The sequence below is a fragment of the Mycobacterium sp. SMC-21 genome (assembly GCF_045310825.1).
In the GTDB taxonomy this organism is placed as follows: domain Bacteria; phylum Actinomycetota; class Actinomycetes; order Mycobacteriales; family Mycobacteriaceae; genus Mycobacterium.
Genome location: NZ_JBJIAO010000011.1, coordinates 107,879 through 122,887 on the forward strand (window position 1 = coordinate 107,879; position 15,009 = coordinate 122,887).

At 67.6% G+C, this 15,009-nt stretch carries 13 protein-coding genes and 1 pseudogene; 4 read left to right on the forward strand and 10 right to left on the reverse strand.

From position 1 onward, the window contains the following. Window position 1: 1 nt before the first annotated feature. Entirely contained in the window at window positions 2-802 is an 801-nt protein-coding gene (locus ACJH6H_RS13840; RefSeq protein WP_406775068.1) for a DUF1906 domain-containing protein, read from the forward strand. Here ACJH6H_RS13840 and ACJH6H_RS13845 read toward each other — a convergent pair. From ACJH6H_RS13845 to ACJH6H_RS13865, 5 genes are all read right to left on the reverse strand, one after another. Then, a complete protein-coding gene (locus ACJH6H_RS13845) occupies window positions 799-1,377 on the reverse strand; it encodes an ATP/GTP-binding protein (protein WP_318986836.1) in 579 nt (192 codons plus the stop codon). The genes ACJH6H_RS13840 and ACJH6H_RS13845 overlap by 4 nt on opposite strands. After that, window positions 1,358-1,744, reverse strand: coding sequence for a DUF742 domain-containing protein (locus ACJH6H_RS13850; protein ID WP_318986835.1), 387 nt, complete (start codon window positions 1,742-1,744; stop codon window positions 1,358-1,360). Before ACJH6H_RS13850 ends, ACJH6H_RS13845 begins: the two co-directional genes overlap by 20 nt. A 9-nt stretch (window positions 1,745-1,753) precedes the next feature. Next, window positions 1,754-2,152 carry a roadblock/LC7 domain-containing protein gene (locus tag ACJH6H_RS13855; protein ID WP_061001428.1) on the reverse strand — a complete coding sequence of 133 codons (399 nt, stop codon included), beginning with the start codon at window positions 2,150-2,152 and terminating at the stop codon, window positions 1,754-1,756. Beyond that, window positions 2,152-4,851, reverse strand: coding sequence for an ATP-binding protein (locus tag ACJH6H_RS13860; protein WP_406775069.1), 2,700 nt, complete (start codon window positions 4,849-4,851; stop codon window positions 2,152-2,154). Before ACJH6H_RS13860 ends, ACJH6H_RS13855 begins: the two co-directional genes overlap by 1 nt. Before the next feature lie 234 nt (window positions 4,852-5,085). Further along, window positions 5,086-5,451 (reverse strand): DUF4345 domain-containing protein, encoded by a 366-nt coding sequence (locus tag ACJH6H_RS13865; RefSeq protein WP_406775070.1) that lies wholly within the window; start codon window positions 5,449-5,451, stop codon window positions 5,086-5,088. A gap of 82 nt (window positions 5,452-5,533) precedes the next feature. Between ACJH6H_RS13865 and ACJH6H_RS13870 the strand changes: the two genes are divergently transcribed. Beyond that, window positions 5,534-6,157 carry a TetR/AcrR family transcriptional regulator gene (locus tag ACJH6H_RS13870; RefSeq protein WP_406775071.1) on the forward strand — a complete coding sequence of 208 codons (624 nt, stop codon included), beginning with the start codon at window positions 5,534-5,536 and terminating at the stop codon, window positions 6,155-6,157. Window positions 6,158-6,205: 48 nt separating this feature from the next. Further along, complete coding sequence (locus ACJH6H_RS13875; RefSeq protein WP_406775098.1) at window positions 6,206-6,667, forward strand: tRNA (cytidine(34)-2'-O)-methyltransferase; 462 nt, start codon at window positions 6,206-6,208, stop codon at window positions 6,665-6,667. Between the two features lie 18 nt (window positions 6,668-6,685). Here ACJH6H_RS13875 and ACJH6H_RS13880 read toward each other — a convergent pair whose 3' ends face one another. From ACJH6H_RS13880 to ACJH6H_RS13890, 3 genes and pseudogenes are all read right to left on the reverse strand, one after another. After that, window positions 6,686-7,327: a nitroreductase family protein gene (locus ACJH6H_RS13880; protein ID WP_406775072.1), complete on the reverse strand. Its 642-nt coding sequence runs from the start codon at window positions 7,325-7,327 to the stop codon at window positions 6,686-6,688. 54 nt (window positions 7,328-7,381) lie between these two features. Then, window positions 7,382-8,935, reverse strand: a complete 1,554-nt coding sequence (locus ACJH6H_RS13885; RefSeq protein ID WP_406775073.1) for a succinic semialdehyde dehydrogenase — start codon at window positions 8,933-8,935, stop codon at window positions 7,382-7,384. Between the two features lie 193 nt (window positions 8,936-9,128). Beyond that, window positions 9,129-12,427, reverse strand: a pseudogene (locus ACJH6H_RS13890) (error-prone DNA polymerase). A gap of 110 nt (window positions 12,428-12,537) precedes the next feature. Here ACJH6H_RS13890 and ACJH6H_RS13895 point away from each other — a divergent pair. Further along, the gene (locus ACJH6H_RS13895; protein WP_318986828.1) at window positions 12,538-12,942 is read left to right on the forward strand and encodes a BlaI/MecI/CopY family transcriptional regulator; all 405 of its coding nucleotides are present in this window, start codon (window positions 12,538-12,540) and stop codon (window positions 12,940-12,942) included. A gap of 3 nt (window positions 12,943-12,945) precedes the next feature. Here ACJH6H_RS13895 and ACJH6H_RS13900 read toward each other — a convergent pair whose 3' ends face one another. Together ACJH6H_RS13900 and ACJH6H_RS13905 are read right to left on the reverse strand one after the other, a co-directional pair. After that, entirely contained in the window at window positions 12,946-14,187 is a 1,242-nt protein-coding gene (locus tag ACJH6H_RS13900; RefSeq protein ID WP_406775074.1) for a GNAT family N-acetyltransferase, read from the reverse strand. A gap of 154 nt (window positions 14,188-14,341) precedes the next feature. Next, on the reverse strand, window positions 14,342-14,986 hold the full coding sequence (locus ACJH6H_RS13905) for a GntR family transcriptional regulator (protein WP_406775075.1): 645 nt from the start codon (window positions 14,984-14,986) through the stop codon (window positions 14,342-14,344). Window positions 14,987-15,009 lie beyond the last annotated feature (23 nt).

A 15,009-nucleotide genomic window follows, 5' to 3' on the forward strand; every position in this document is an offset into this window, starting at 1 on the left:
CATGGCAGACATGGCACGCCCCGCTGACCGCCTGTCGAGACGTGGTTTCCTCACGCTGACCGCCGCCGGACTGGCCGCGTCAGTCGGCACCCCGATTGCCTTGGCCGACAACGGCAAACCCGTCGGCTCCGCCGACAACGGCAAACTGATCGACTTCACGCATCTCCAGGTGCCCGTCGACCAGGTCGTCGCCGCCGGCTACACCGGCGTCATCGTCTACGTGTCGGAGCTACGGCCGGGGGCCACGTTCGACTTCAAGCCCGTCAGCCGCGGCTACACCGACGCGCTGCGGGCAGCGGGTCTGCACGTGGTGAGCGTCTACCAGTACGGCAAGCCGGGCTGGGTGAACAGCCCGTCGGACTTCACCCGCGGCTTCGACGGCGGCGTGGCCGACGCCCGCACCGCACTGCGACTGCATGGCGCGGCCGGTGGGCCGGACACCGCGCCAATCTTCTTCAGCGTCGACGAGGACATCTCCGCCGACACGTGGAAAAACGTTGCGCTGCAATGGTTCAAGGGCATCAATTCGGTCCTCGGGGTGCAGCGCACCGGCATCTACGGTGGTGCCCGCCAGGTCACCTGGGCGGCCGACGACGGCGTCATCGGTCGCTCCACCACGCCGGGACATCGCTGGGCGTGGCAGACGCGGGCCTGGTCCGGCGGCGCCCGCGCGCCGATGGCGGTGCTGTATCAGGCGACGGTGGTGACGGCTTCCGACCCGGGCACCATGATCGGTGATTTCCACGTCGACGAGGACGACATCCTGGCGGCCGACTACGGCCAGTGGGACCTGGCTCGTTAGGCCGGGGCGCCCAACCTCGTCAGCGCGTATTCGGTGACGGTGATCAGCGCGTCGCGCGCCGACTGCCGCTGCCGCGCGTCGACGGTCACGACCGGGATGTGGTCTGGTAGCGCCAGCGCCTTGCGGACCGCGTGGCCGGGATGCCTTGGTGCACCGTCGAATTCATTGACGGCGATGATGAACGGCAGACCCCGCGCCTCGAAGAAGTCGACGGCGGCGAAGCTGTCCTGCAACCGGCGGACGTCGACGAGGATGATCGCGCCGATGGCGCCGCGCACCAGGTCGTCCCACATGAACCAGAACCGGCGCTGCCCCGGTGTGCCGAACAGGTAGAGCACAAGGTCGTCGGCGAGGGTGATGCGGCCGAAGTCCATGGCGACCGTGGTGGTGTTCTTGTCGGGGGTGCCGGCGAGCGCATCGACGCCTACCGAGGCGTTGGTGACGATGGCCTCGGTGCGCAGCGGCATGATCTCGGAGACCGCACCGACGAACGTCGTCTTACCGGCGCCGAACCCACCCGAGATGACGATCTTCGTCGACGCGGGGGCGTGCCGATCAGAGTGCCCGTAGGCCACGCAGTGTCCTCCCGATCAAGTCACGCCGGTCGTCGATGCTCGCCGTGGTGCCGAGCGTGGCGTGTACTTGAAGATAACCCTGCGTGACGAGGTCGCCGATCAGCACACGCGCAACACCGAGTGGTATTGCTAACTTTGCCGCGACCTCGGCCACCGAGGGCCGGGTGGAACCGAGTTTGAGAATTTCGCCGCGCACGTCGTTGCCGGGCCAGTGCGACGCCGGGGCGCCCGCCAGCGGATAGATCGGCGCCTCCATGGGCAGCTCGATCTCGGTGGTGGTCCGGCCCGCGGTCAGCGTGTAGGGCCGCACCAGACTGGGCTGCTCCGCGGTGAATGCGGACTCCCAGGCGTCAGATGTCGGCTCCATGATGTGTCCTTATCGGGTCCTGCGGGCAGACTGCACGACGGTCCCGACGCGTTCGACGAGGATCGCCATCTCGTAGCCGATCTGGCCGATGTCGCACGACCGGGTCGCCAGCGTCGCGAGGTTCGAGCCGTCGCCGACGCGCATCAGCAACAGGTATCCGTGCTCCATCTCGACCACGGACTGCAGTACGTGCCCGCCGTCGAACAGCTGGGAGGCGCCGGTGGCCAAGCTGGCCAGCCCGGAGGCGACGGCCGCGAGTTGGTCGGCACGCTCGGTGGGCATCCGCGAACTCGCGGCCATCAGCAGACCGTCGGCCGACACCAGGATGGCGTGCGCCACCCCCGACACCTCGTCGGCGAACTTCGTCACCAGCCAATCCAGCGACTCGCGCTGCGTCGTACGGGTCATCACCGGCCTCCCGTGTCCCGGGACTGTGACCGGCCCGCGTGCACGCCGCCGAAATGTCCGCTGATGCTGGCCCGCACTGCGGCGGGATCCCGCCGCAGTGCTCCCTCGTCGGAGCCTTCGGGGTGTCCGCCCTCGTCGGGCGCGCCGGGGACCAGCCGAGCACCCGGCTGGCGGACCGGCAGGCCCGCCTCGGTGTGCTCGACGACCGGCGCGTCCTGCGCGGCGGCCGCCGCCGACCAGCCCTGGTCCCACACGGTCTGCCAGTCGAGGTCGGTGCTGTTCGCCAACTGGGTGGGATCGTCGATCAGCCATTCCGAGAGCATCTTCTGGTAGATGGCGTCCTCACTTCCGGCGGTGGGGCTCGGCTGGGGCGTCGGGGCGGGACGGACCGGCGGCGCAGGCTGGGGCGTCGGGCGGACCGGCTCCGGCGCCGGACGCGCGGGTTCGGGCGCCGCGGGCGGCGTCTGGGCCCGGGCGGCAAAGAACGACGACGTGTCGGTCGGCGCCTGAGCGGGCCGCTCGGCAGGCGACTCGGTACGGCCGGCGATGCCGCTGGCTCCCGGATTGCGCTGCGGCAGGTTGACGCCGCTGAGGTCGCCCGCGTCGGCGGGTCCGGCACCGAAGCCGTTGCGGGTTTGCGGTTCCACGAACGCCGGTTCCACCGAGGGCGCGGGCGGCGCCGGGGGCTGAGCGAGCGGCTGCGCGACGGCGCCGAACGTCGCGAACCCGCCGGTGTCGGGACCCAGGCCCGGGAGGTCGGTCACGCCGGTCTCGGCGGTCGACGAGCCGTCCCAGTAGGTGCCGAAGTCCGGGATGGCGGGCAGCCCGGCCTGCAACTCGACCGGGACGTAGATGCCGGCGGTGGTGCCCGAATCGGGATCGCCTTCGACGGTGTCGCGCAGCCGGACGACCAGGCCGTGCTGGGTGGCCAGCCGGCCGACGACGAACAGGCCCATGTGCCGCGCGGTGTACGTGTTGACCTCGCCGCCGGAACGCAGACGGCTGTTGGCCATGCGGAGATCGGCTTCGGTCATGCCGAGACCGCTGTCGCTGACCTCGATCACCAGGGCGCCGTTGGGCGCATGCACCGCCGAGACCTGGACCTCCGAACTCGGCGGCGAATACCGCAACGCGTTGTCCAGCAGCTCGGCCATCATGTGCACCAGGTCGCCGGCGACCGAACCGTGGATCTCGGTGTCGGGCGCGGCCACGATGGCCACCCGGGTGTAGTCCTCGACCTCGGACGCCGCGGCGTTGATCACCGCGGTCACGGGCACTGGCTCGCCCTGTTCGTGCGGGACGTTGGTGCCGGCCAGCACCAGCAGGTTGGCGCCGTTGCGCCGCATCCGCGCAGCCAAGTGGTCCAGGCGGAAGAGCTTGGACAGGCGCTGCGGGTCCTGTTCGTCACGCTCCAGCTGGTCGATGACGGTCAGCTGCTGGTCGATCAACGACCGGCTGCGCCGCGACAGCGTCTCGAACATGTCGCTGACCTGAAGCTGCAGCCGGGCCTGCTCGCCGGCCAGCAGCACGGCCTGCTCGTGCAGCTCGTCGACCGCATGGGCCACCTGCCCGATCTCCTCGGTGCTCTGCACCGGCAGCGGGCGGACCGTCACGTCGGCGCCCGACCGGACCTCGTCGAGTTCGCGGACCAGGTCCTCGTGGGCGACCTTGAGGGCGCTGGTGCGCAGGCGCCGCAGCGGCCGGATCAGTGTCCGCGCCATGTACAACACGATGAGCAGGGCCAGCACCATGACGGCACCGACGATGGCCGAATCACGGATGGCTTCGGTGCGCTTGGCGGTGGCCTGGTCCTCGACCGCCGAGACGACGGTCTTGGACACACTGTCGAGCAGCTTTCCGGCGATGCCGCTGGTGGTCTGGATCGACTGGCTCAGGTCGGGATTGTTGACCAGCTGCACGTTCGGGTCGGACATCATCGACATCCGCTTGACCATCTCCTGGGCCAGCTTCTGCGCGTCGGGCGAGCCGACACCCAGCACTTCACTCATGCCGAACAACGTCGACGGCTCCGTGCCCGCCAGGGTGGTCATCGAGCTGCGCAGTTCGTTGTCCGGCAGCTCGCCGCCGAGGGTGACGAGCAACTGCTGCATCATCATCTGGCCGCGGGCGCCGACGGCCCGGCTCAGGCCCTGCGTCTGGGCGCGGATCTTCTCGTCGTCGATGCGCACCGAACCAGTGATGGTGTCCTCGGCGGTCAGCAGGATCGGCGCGTACAACGTCACGCGTTCGCGCAGCCCGATGCTGTTGGTCGCGACCTTGTTGAGCAGGCCCTGACCACCGTCGAGCAGGGTCTTGATGCCGGTACCGACGTCGGTCGCGACGTCGGTGTCCGACAGCCGGTGCTGCAGACGTCGTTTGCTCTCGTCGTAGGCGCTCAGCGCCTGTTGCGCATCGCCGCCGGTGGACGTGGCCAGCAGCGCCGCGTCGAACGTCGCCATGTAGTTCTCGATGGCGGGCACCATTTCGGCGCGGTCCGCCGCGCGGCGCAAATCCGCGGCGTCAGTCCAGCCCGAATAGATGCGCATTCCGCCGAACGTGCCGGCCAGCACCAGAGGTACAAAGGCGATGGCGAAAACTTTCCAGGCGACGGGCCAATTCGACGGCGCGAAGCGGGACGGGCGTTTGGCGGGCGCGCGGGTGATCTGGTCGGCTGCCGAAAACTGTTGCGCAGCAGTCATCGCGGCTCGGCTTTCCCGCCGGCCATGGGTCCGCGATCGGTTACAGGCGCTTGGTTCATATTGGTGTTCCCCGCCGGATTATCAGCCCACTCGGGCACGGGAAATCCGCCTGGCAATCTGTCGCAGTATGACAGCGATGAGCAGCCGTTTCCATGCTTCACATCCAACGAACAGCGTTCGTGACCTATGTGTTGCACAGTTGTGTGGTAAGAGGCCGCAGATTCGATCGAATGGTCAGGCGATGCGTTTGAGCAGCGCCCAGTTGACGACCGGGATCACCAACTCAACCGGAATCATCGCGACATAGAAGATGTGCGGGACGCCGGTCTGCCAGATCGCGAGCAACCGCGCCAGTCCCCCGGCTAGGAACAATGCCCCCAGCACATGCACTGTCGCGGCGCGCCGGGGCAGGTCCGCGGCCGCCCAGACGAATCCGCCACCGAAACCGATGAACAACACGGCATAGAACCGCAGATCGCTATCGATGGTGGCGTTGACGGGTCCACCACCGATGATCGACGGCGCACCGATCAGCAGATGTGCCAGTCCGATCAGGACGCACACCGCACCGAAGATGGTCAGCCACCATTTCGCCACCATTTCACACCCCTATTGGACGTAATCCAATACGAGGCTATCGACCCTGCACGGATACGGTCAACGGTTGAATTACAGTGCCTGAATGGCACGGAGTCGGTTAACACCCGACCAACGTCGGGATCAGATTCTCGATCTCGGCATGGCGGCATTCTCTGTCCTGCCTTTCGAGCAGGTGGCGATGGAGGACATCGCGGCACAGGCCGGAATTTCGCGGGCGCTGATCTACCACTACTTCCCCAGCAAGAAGGAATTGTTCGCGGCGCTGTGGGCACGCGCCCACGAGAAACTCGCGCACGATTCGCACTTCACCGCCACCGACACCGTGCGCGCACAGATCCGCGGTGCGCTCGTCGCGCACTACACGTTCTACGAACAGAACCTGACGCTGATGATGATCGCCAATCGCAGCGCCATCGCTGCCGACCCGGCGGTGCGCAGCCCGATCACCTTCGAACTCACCCGACTGCGCGACAACGCCCTGGACGCCCTGGACCTCGCGGGATCCGGTCGCGACCTGGTGTCGGTGGCGTTGTCCGGATGGCTGGCCCTGGTTCGCGAAGTCGCACTGGAATGGCTTGAGCTGCAGAGCTTTTCCCGTGACGCCGCCGTCGACCTGTGCATGACCGCGCTGGACGCACTGGTGTCACCGCACGCCGATCTGAACCAGCTGCCGCACGGCGTCGGTGATTCCGCCGCGGCACAGTAACCTACTTCGGCCCCACCTAGACCCAGACAGAGAGGCGGCAGGGTGGCACTGAAGGTGCTGTTCTACTCACCCCGCATCGCGCCGAACACCGGCAATGCGATCCGGATGGTCGCCGCCACCGGCGCCGAGCTGCATCTGGTCGAGCCGCTCGGCTTCGACCTGTCCGAGCCGAAGCTGCGCCGCGCTGGGTTGGACTACCACGATCTGGCGTCGGTGACGGTGCACCCCGATCTGCAATCCGCGTGGCAGGCACTCCTGCCGGCGCGGGTGTTCGCCTTTACCGCGCATGCGAATTCGTCGTTCGCCGACGTGGCCTACCAGGCGGATGACGTGTTGATGTTCGGGCCCGAGCCCACCGGGCTGGACGCCGACACCCTCGCCGACCCCCACATCACCCAGCAGGTCCGGATCCCGATGATCCCGGGGCGGCGGTCCTTGAACCTGTCCAACGCCGCGGCTGTCGCGGTGTACGAGGCGTGGCGTCAGCTCGGCTTCGCCGAGGGCATCTGACCGAGCTGACGCCCCAGCTCACCAGCTGTCCCAGTGCGCGAGCTGCTCGGCCGGCAGCCGCTGGGCCTTCTTGAAATCGGTGCCCTTGGTGTAGGCGATCGGGAACAGTCCGCCCTGCGTGACCTTGTCGAAGGGGATCCCCAGCAGTTCTGCAGCCTGCTTCTCCCCTTCGCCGATCAGGTGGAGCGTCGTCCAGGCCGAGCCGAGACCTCGGGAGCGCAACGCGAGCATGAAGCTCCACACCGCCGGCAGCAGCGAGCCCCAGTACGACGCCTGCATGCCGGCGTCCATCCCGTCGGGCCGCCCCTCGAGGCACGGGACCATCAGGACCGGCGCCTTCTCGAAGTTCTCGTTGAGGTACTTGGCCGAGCCCATCACGGCGTCCATCTGCTGGTCGCGGATATCGCCGCGTTCGGGCTTGGGCAGGTCCAGGTACGGCGTGGCGTTGGCGCGGTAGATATCGGCCAGCGCCTTCTTCTTGGCCGCGTCCTCGACGAAGACGAACTGCCAGCCCTGGGCGTTGGAACCGGTCGGCGCCTGCAGCGCCAGATCCAGACACTCCATGATCACCTCGCGCGGCACGGGCTTCTCGAAGTCGAGTCGCTTGCGGACCGATCGGGTGGAGGTCAGCACTTCGTCAGCGGTGAGGTTCAGCGTCATAGCCGCACATTACCGCCGGCCCGCCGTCACCCCGTGGCGGCGGGCTCGTCGCCGTCAGTGCCGGGGCAGCTTCGTCACTGCGCGCACGATCGGCACCAGCGACTTCTGCCACAGCGACTTCGACAGGCCGAACGGCGGGTCGAGGTTGAGCACCTTCGACGTCGAAATGGTCTGGGACTCGGTGTATTTCAGCAGGCCTTCAGCGCCGTGCCGGCGACCGACCCCCGAGATGCCCATGCCGCCCATGGGCGCACCGAGGCTGCCCCAGGCCAGCGCGTAGCCCTCGTCGACGTTGACCGTGCCGGACCGCAGGCGGGAGGCGATCTGCTCGCCCTCCTCGATCGAGGCGGCCCACACGCTGGCGTTGAGGCCGTACTCGGTGTCGTTGGCCTTGGCGACGGCCTCGTCGACGTCGGCGACCGGGTAGATCGACACCAGCGGACCGAAGGTCTCGTTGTTGGCGCACTCCATGTCGGGCGTGACGTCGGTGAGCACGGTCGGCTCGTAGAACAGCGGGCCGATGTCGGGGCGGGCGTTGCCACCGGCAATCACCTTGGCGCCCTTGACCTTTGCGTCGTCGACGTGGCCGGAGACGGTCTTGAGCTGGCCCTCGGAGATCAGGCTGCCCATGTCCACGCTGAAGTCGTAGGCGGTACCGAGCTGCATCTTGCGCACCTGGTCACCGAACTTGCGGGTGAATTCGTCGGCGATGTCCCGCTCGACGTAGATGCGCTCGATCGAGATGCAGAGCTGACCGGCGTTGGAGAAGCAGGCGCGGGTGGCGGCCTTGGCGACCTTGTCGAGGTTGGCGCCCTTGGCGACGATCATGGCGTTCTTGCCGCCGAGTTCGGCGGAGAACCCGATGAGACGACGGCCCGCGTGCTCGGCGAGGTGGCTGCCGGTGGCCGAGGAACCGGTGAACATCAGGTAGTCGCAGTTGTCGGCGATCGCGGTGCCGACCACCGAGCCCGGCCCGGGAACCACGGCGTAGAGCGCGCGCGGCAGACCGGCACGGTAGAGCAGCTCGGCGCAGGCCAGCGCGCAGTACGGCGTCTGGCTGTCCGGCTTGAGCACCACCGCGTTACCGGCGAGCAGGGCGGGCACGGCGTCCGAGGCCGTCAGGGTCATGGGGTAGTTCCACGGCGAGATGACGCCGACGACGCCCTTCGGCTGGTAGGCGACGGTGGTCCGGTTCAGGCCGGGCAGCAGCGGCGCGACGCGGCGGGGCTTGAGCAGCTTGGCCGCAACCTTGGCGTAGTAGTCCGCGTTGGCGAACAGGTCGATGATCTCTTCCTGGGCCGCCCACCGCGCCTTGCCGGCCTCGGCCTGCAGCAGGTCCATCAGGAACTCACGGTTCTCCAGGACCAGGTCGCGGTAGCGCGCGATCACCGCGGCCCGCTCCGCGACCGGCCGCTTGACCCAATCACGCTGGGCGGCACGCGCTTTGGCGAACGCCCTCTCGGCGTCTTCGGCGGTCGCGACCGGGATGGTGGTCAGCGGCTTACCGGTGAAGACCTCGTCGATGGTGCGGGTCGGCCGGTCGTCGATGTTCTCAATGGCGGCCAGTTGACGCAGACGATCGAAAACCTGCGCTGACGGTGCGGGCATACTGGCTCTCCTGAGTCGATCACGGATGCGCGGTAATTTTGCGGTACCGGCGGTCTCGGTAACACTACTCGACAGCGTGCGGCTGCCATAGATCCAGCTTTTTACAAATCGGCCGTTATGTCAATGAACTGGGCAAAATTACCCACTTCGTCTGGTCCGGGAGTCCGTTGGGGTGATTCGGGCCGACTCCCTCTCACTGGAAGTCCCGGGATTTGGTCATCACCCGCAGATCGAGCCGGCCCATCCGGTCCGCGATCACGGTGACGGCCCCGCTGGCGTTCTGCACGATGCCGCGCACCAACAGCGCCGGCGCGGTCTGCGCCAGTTTCCGGTGCCGGGACCACACCCCCGGTGCGCACAGCACGTTGACCATGCCGGTCCGTCTTCCAGGTTGATGAACGTCACCCCCTGCGCGGTGGCCGGACGTTGCCGGTGCGTCACCGCGCCGGCCACCACGATGCGGGTGCCGTCGGGTACCTCCAGCAGCCTGTTCGCCGGCACCACGTCCAGCGCGTCGAGGCCTTCCCGCAGGAACTGGGTCGGGTAGCTGTCCGGCGAGATACCCGTGGCCCACACATCGGCGGCCGCCAGCTCCAGGTCCGTCATCCCGGGCAGCGCCGGTATGCCGCCGGCCGACGCGACGCCGGGCAACCGGTCGGGGCGTTCCGCGGCCGCCGCCCCGGCCGCCCACAATCCCTCGCGCCTGGTGATGCCGAAACACCCCAGCGCGCCTGCGGTCGCCAGCGCCTCGGCCTGAGGCACCGACAGCTGCACCCGCCCGGTCAGGTCGAGCAGAGAAGCGAACGGCCCGTTGGTATTTCGTTCGTCGACGATGCGCTGGGCCAACTCGTCCCCGATGTGCCGGACGGTCCCCAGCCCCAGCCGCACCTCGGTGCCGCGGTTCTCGCACGTCGCATACGCCAGGCTGGCGTTCACATCCGGACCGTGCACCAGCACCCCGTGCCGGCGGGCGTCGGCCACCAGCGACTGCGGCGAGTAGAAGCCCATGGGCTGAGCCCGCAGCAATGCCGCACAGAACACCGCGGGGTGATGCAGCTTGAACCACGACGAGGAGAACACCAGCGACGCGAAGCTCAGCGCATGACTCTCCGGAAAGCCGAAATTGGCGAAGGCTTCGAGCTTTTCGTAGATCCGCTCGGCCGTCTGGCCGGTGATGCCGTGCAGTTCCCGCATGCCGTCGTAGAACCGTCCGCGCAACTGCCGCATCCGTTCGGTGGAGCGTTTGGACCCCATGGCCCGCCGCAGTTGATCAGCCTCGGCAGGGGTGAACCCGGCGCAGTCGACGGCCAGCTGCATGAGCTGTTCCTGGAACAGCGGCACGCCCAGGGTCCGGTCCAACGCGGGCTTCATCGACTCGTGTTCGCAGACCGCGGCCTCCAGCCCGTTGTGCCGCCGGATGTACGGGTGCACCGAGCCGCCCTGGATCGGACCGGGCCGGATCAGGGCCACCTCGACCACCAGGTCGTAGAATTTCTTGGGTTTCAGTCGCGGCAGCGTGGCCATCTGGGCCCGGGACTCGACCTGGAACACCCCGACCGAGTCGGCGCGCTGCAGCATCTCGTACACCGCCGGCTCGGTCAGATCCAGCTTGGCCAGATCCACCTCGATGCCCATGTGGTCCCTGGCCAGGTCGATCATGTAGTGCAGGGCCGAGAGCATGCCCAGCCCGAGCAGGTCGAACTTCACCAAACCGATTGCGGCACAGTCGTCCTTGTCCCATTGCAGCACGCTGCGGTTCTCCATCCGCGCCCACTCCACCGGGCAGACGTCGGCGATCGGCCGGTCGCAGATCACCATGCCGCCGGAGTGAATTCCCATGTGCCGCGGCAGATTCCTGATCTGGAGCGCCAGGTCGACAACCGCCGCGGGGATGTCCTCGACATCCGGGGAGTCCGCGAGCCCGTTCCACCGGCTGATCTGCTTGCTCCAGGCATCCTGCTGCCCCTGCGAGAACCCCAGGGCCCGAGCCATGTCCCGCACGGCGCTCCGACCGCGGTAGGTGATGACGTTGGCCACTTGCGCGGCGTAGTCCCTGCCGTACTTCTCGTAGACGAACTGGATGACCTTCTCGCGCAGGTCCGATTCGATGTCGATGTCGATGTCCGGTGGGCCGTCGCGCGCCGGGGACAGGAACCGCTCGAACAGCAGCTCGTTGGCCACCGGGTCGACGTTCGTGATGCCCAGGGCGTAACAGACCGCCGAGTTGGCGGCCGATCCCCTGCCCTGGCACAGGATGTCACTGTTTCGGCAGAACTCGGTGATGCTGTGCACCACCAGGAAGTAGCCGGGAAACTCCAGCTGTTCAATGATTTTGAGCTCGTGCTCGATCTGCCGGTACGCCTTCTCCCGGTCCGCGTCGGGCTTCCAGCCGTAGCGGCGGGCCGCTCCGTCCGCCACCAGCTTGCGCAGCCAACTGATCTCGGTGTGCCCTTCCGGTACGTCGAACGGCGGCAATTTCGGTGCGATCAAACGCAATTCGAACGCACACTGCTCCCCCAGTTCGGCGGCGGCCGCCACCACACCCGGATGATGGGCGAACAGCCGGGCCATCTCCGCCCCGGACCGCAGGTGCGACCCGCCCAGCGGAGCCAGCCAGCCTTCGGCCTCATCCATCGAGTTGCGCGCGCGAATGGCGCCCATCGCCATCGCCAGCTTTCCCCGCGACGGCGCGGCGAAATGCGCGGCGGTGGTGGCGACGACACCGAGGCCGAACCGCGGGGCCAGAGCCGCCAGCGTCGCATTGCGTTCATCGTCGAGCGGATGTCCGTGGTGGGTCAGTTCGATGGTCACCCGGCCGGCGCCGAACCTGTCCACCAGGCCGGCCAGCGCCTTGTCCGCCGCTTCCACACCACCTGACGACAAGGCTTGGCGTACATGGCCTTTACGGCAGCCGGTCAGGATCTGCCAGTGTCCGCCGGCGGCTTCGGTGAGGGTGTCCAGGTCATAACTCAGCACGCCCTTCTCGCCGCCGGCCAGATGCGCCCGGGCCAGTTCCCGGGACAGCCGCCGATACCCCTCGGGCCCGCGGGCCAGCACCAGCAGATGCGGGCCGGGCGGGTCGGGCAACTCGGTGCGCGGAGTGTTGCTGAGCGACAGTTCCGCACCGAAAACCGTCGCCATGTCGAGTTCTTTGGCGGCCTCGGCGAAACGCACGACGCCGTAGAGCCCGTCGTGGTCGGTCAGCGCGATGGCCCGCAAATCCAGCCGGACGGCCTCCTCCACCAGTTCCTCCGGAGTGCTGGCCCCATCGAGGAAGCTGTACGCGGAATGGGCGTGCAGCTCGGCGTACGGCACCGACGTTCCCGGCCGGGCCGGGCGGTTCACCGGTCGATAGTCACCCCGCTTGCGCGACCAGGCGGGGCTGTCACCGCCGTCGGCCGGCGACTCCGGAGCAGCACCGGCCACCCGAGGTTTACCCTCGAGCACCCGCTGCATCTCCGCCCAGCTCGGCGGCCCGTTGTGCCAACCCACCCCATCAGAATATTCGAAACTTTGTTCGAACACCAGAGGCGCTGGGTCCGCGGGAACTCGGGCGACTCCCATGCGACTAGATCCCAAAGGGCGCCAGAGAGGGACGGACGATGGCCATGCTGAGGCACTTGGGCAATCTGGAACGCGAGGTGATGGATCACCTCTGGGACGCGGACGGGCCACAGACCGTTCGCGAGGTCCATCACGCCATCTGCGCCGAACGCAAACTCGCGTACACAACCGTCATGACGGTGCTGCGCAGACTCGCCGGGAAGGGCGTCGTCCACCAATTGCGTGATGATCGGGCGCACCGTTACGTCGCGTCGCGCAGCCGCGACGAGTTGGTGGCCGGTCTCATGGTCGATGCACTCGGGCAGGCTGCCGAACGAAGCGACCGGCACGCGGCGCTGGTCCACTTCGTCACGCAGGTCGCGGCCGACGAGATCGATGTACTGCGGCAGGCACTGGCCGCCGTCGACCCCGCGGTGCGCCTGATATCCAGGCGCACCGCGTAGTCGTCAGAAGTCGTCGGGCACACCCGGGGCGGTCGGCCAGCCGAAGGCAACGGCGGCGCGGTGCACCGAACCCGGCGTGAGCTCGCGAACGAGCCCTGCGCTCGCCAGCGCCTGCAGACTCACCCCGCCGAGGTAGACGGCGCCGAGGTCACGCACCGACATGGCGATATCCGCTGATGCCGTGGTGCTTTCGCATTCGGCCCCATCAGGTCCGCCGCGAAGCTGCCACCGGCCGGTGTTCCACGGACAGAACTCGTCGGAGATCTCCAGCACCACGTCGACCGGAGCCGAGTAGCTCCGCAGACTAAGCGCGCGAGGCAGATCGACCAGTCGTACGTAGATGCCGTCCCTGACCTGGCATGCCAGCGCGCGCCGGTCGGCCACCAGGCTGAGGAGCGGCTCATCGACTGCCGCACCGTCGTATCCGACGGTCCTGATCAAATCCATATCCAGGAGATAGCGCCAAATCTGCGCGTACGCACGATGATTGGTGGCCAGCACCTCTTGAACCTGGAGCTCGCTGTCGGGCTGGCCGCCGTCGGTCCAGCGGACCTTGGGCCGGTAGATCGCGAATCCACTGGCGGTGCCGTCGGCCTCGCGATGCAGGAGGAAGCGAAGCTTGCCGAACTCCTTGCGTCTCGGCTCGTTGTCGTGGATCCAGTTGTCCCACCACGGACCCGGCCGCTCCATCAGTCCGGCCCGCTGCACCATGGCGCGCTGATGAATCTCGGGTCCGTTGGCCAGCAACGTCTCGGCGTCGACGTGCGTCACCGAGCCATCGCCGAGCTGGACGTCCGGGCGGAATCCCAGTTCACGGACCTTGCCCGAGAGCTCCGCCACCGGCACTGCCATGCCGTAGCCGAAGCGCCCGTAGATGGTGGCCTCCGATGCGTACAACATGGCCAGCGCCTCGGTGCCGCGTGCCCGAATGTCCTCGAGTTGGTGGCGCATCATCGCCGTGAGCAGGCCGCGGCGTCGATGACTGGGCGACACCGTGACGGCGGTGACGGCAGCCACGGCCGTCGTCGCCCCACCGGGCAGCACCACCTGCTTCCCGAAGGCTCCTGCAGTGGACACCCAACGGGTGCCGTCGTGAAAACCGAACATGCGGTCGTACTCGGTGAAGGCGCGCATCAGGTCGATCTCGTCCTGCTGCGGATCCTGCAGGAACACCCCGTACGACGTAGCCATGAACGCATCGAAATCATCGCTGTCGCTGACCGAGCGCAGCGTCAAATCACTCATGCCCCAAGGGATATCACAGCGCCTTCACAGGAGTCATCTGAATTTCCCTGCAGCAAACAAAGACTGAACACCGCGCATCACGGCTCGAGAACGAATCGGACAGATCACCAAAACAGCTCGGACACTGAGCCTTTCACAGCGCTCCTGCCGAGGTTCACCGCTGGGCCAGTGGCGACTGACTGTAGAGCCGCGCAAACGTATCGAGACGTTCCTGCTTGGTCCGCTGGAGGTGCGTGGCGATGGCCGCACTGGCGGCTGCCGCGTCGTGCCGCCGGATGGCATCCATGATCGCCTCGTGTTCGGTCGCCACGTCGGCCAGATCGTCCCTGTGCATGGCCTCCCTGTCACACAGGCGAAGTCTGGCCACGAGGTTGGTCAGCGTTTCCTGGAGCGTCGCATTGTGCGATGCGGCCCAAAGCACCTCGTGCCATTGCGAATTCAGCTGCCGAGCCACGGCCGCGTCCTCAGCCGCGGCCGCGCGCTGGTGCAGCTGCGCCAGCTGAGCGACCTGCAATTCGGTTCGTCGTGCCGATGCTGCCTCGGCAGCCGCTTTCTCCAGTGCAATGCGGACGTCGTAGATCTCGATGACATCGTCCGGCGAGCCCGATCGGATGCGATAGCCGCGGGCGGAGCGGCTGATCAGCCCCTCCTGTTCCAGGCGGCTCAGCGCCTCGCGTACCGGAGTTCGGGACACGCCGTATGCGGCGGTCAGCGCGCTCTCGGTCAGGGGTTCGGCTGCGGAGAACCGGCCGGCCAACAGGTCAGCGCGAAATGCGCTGTGAAAAGCGGTCCGTTGCACCCGTCCTCCAAGTGTTGCGTTCC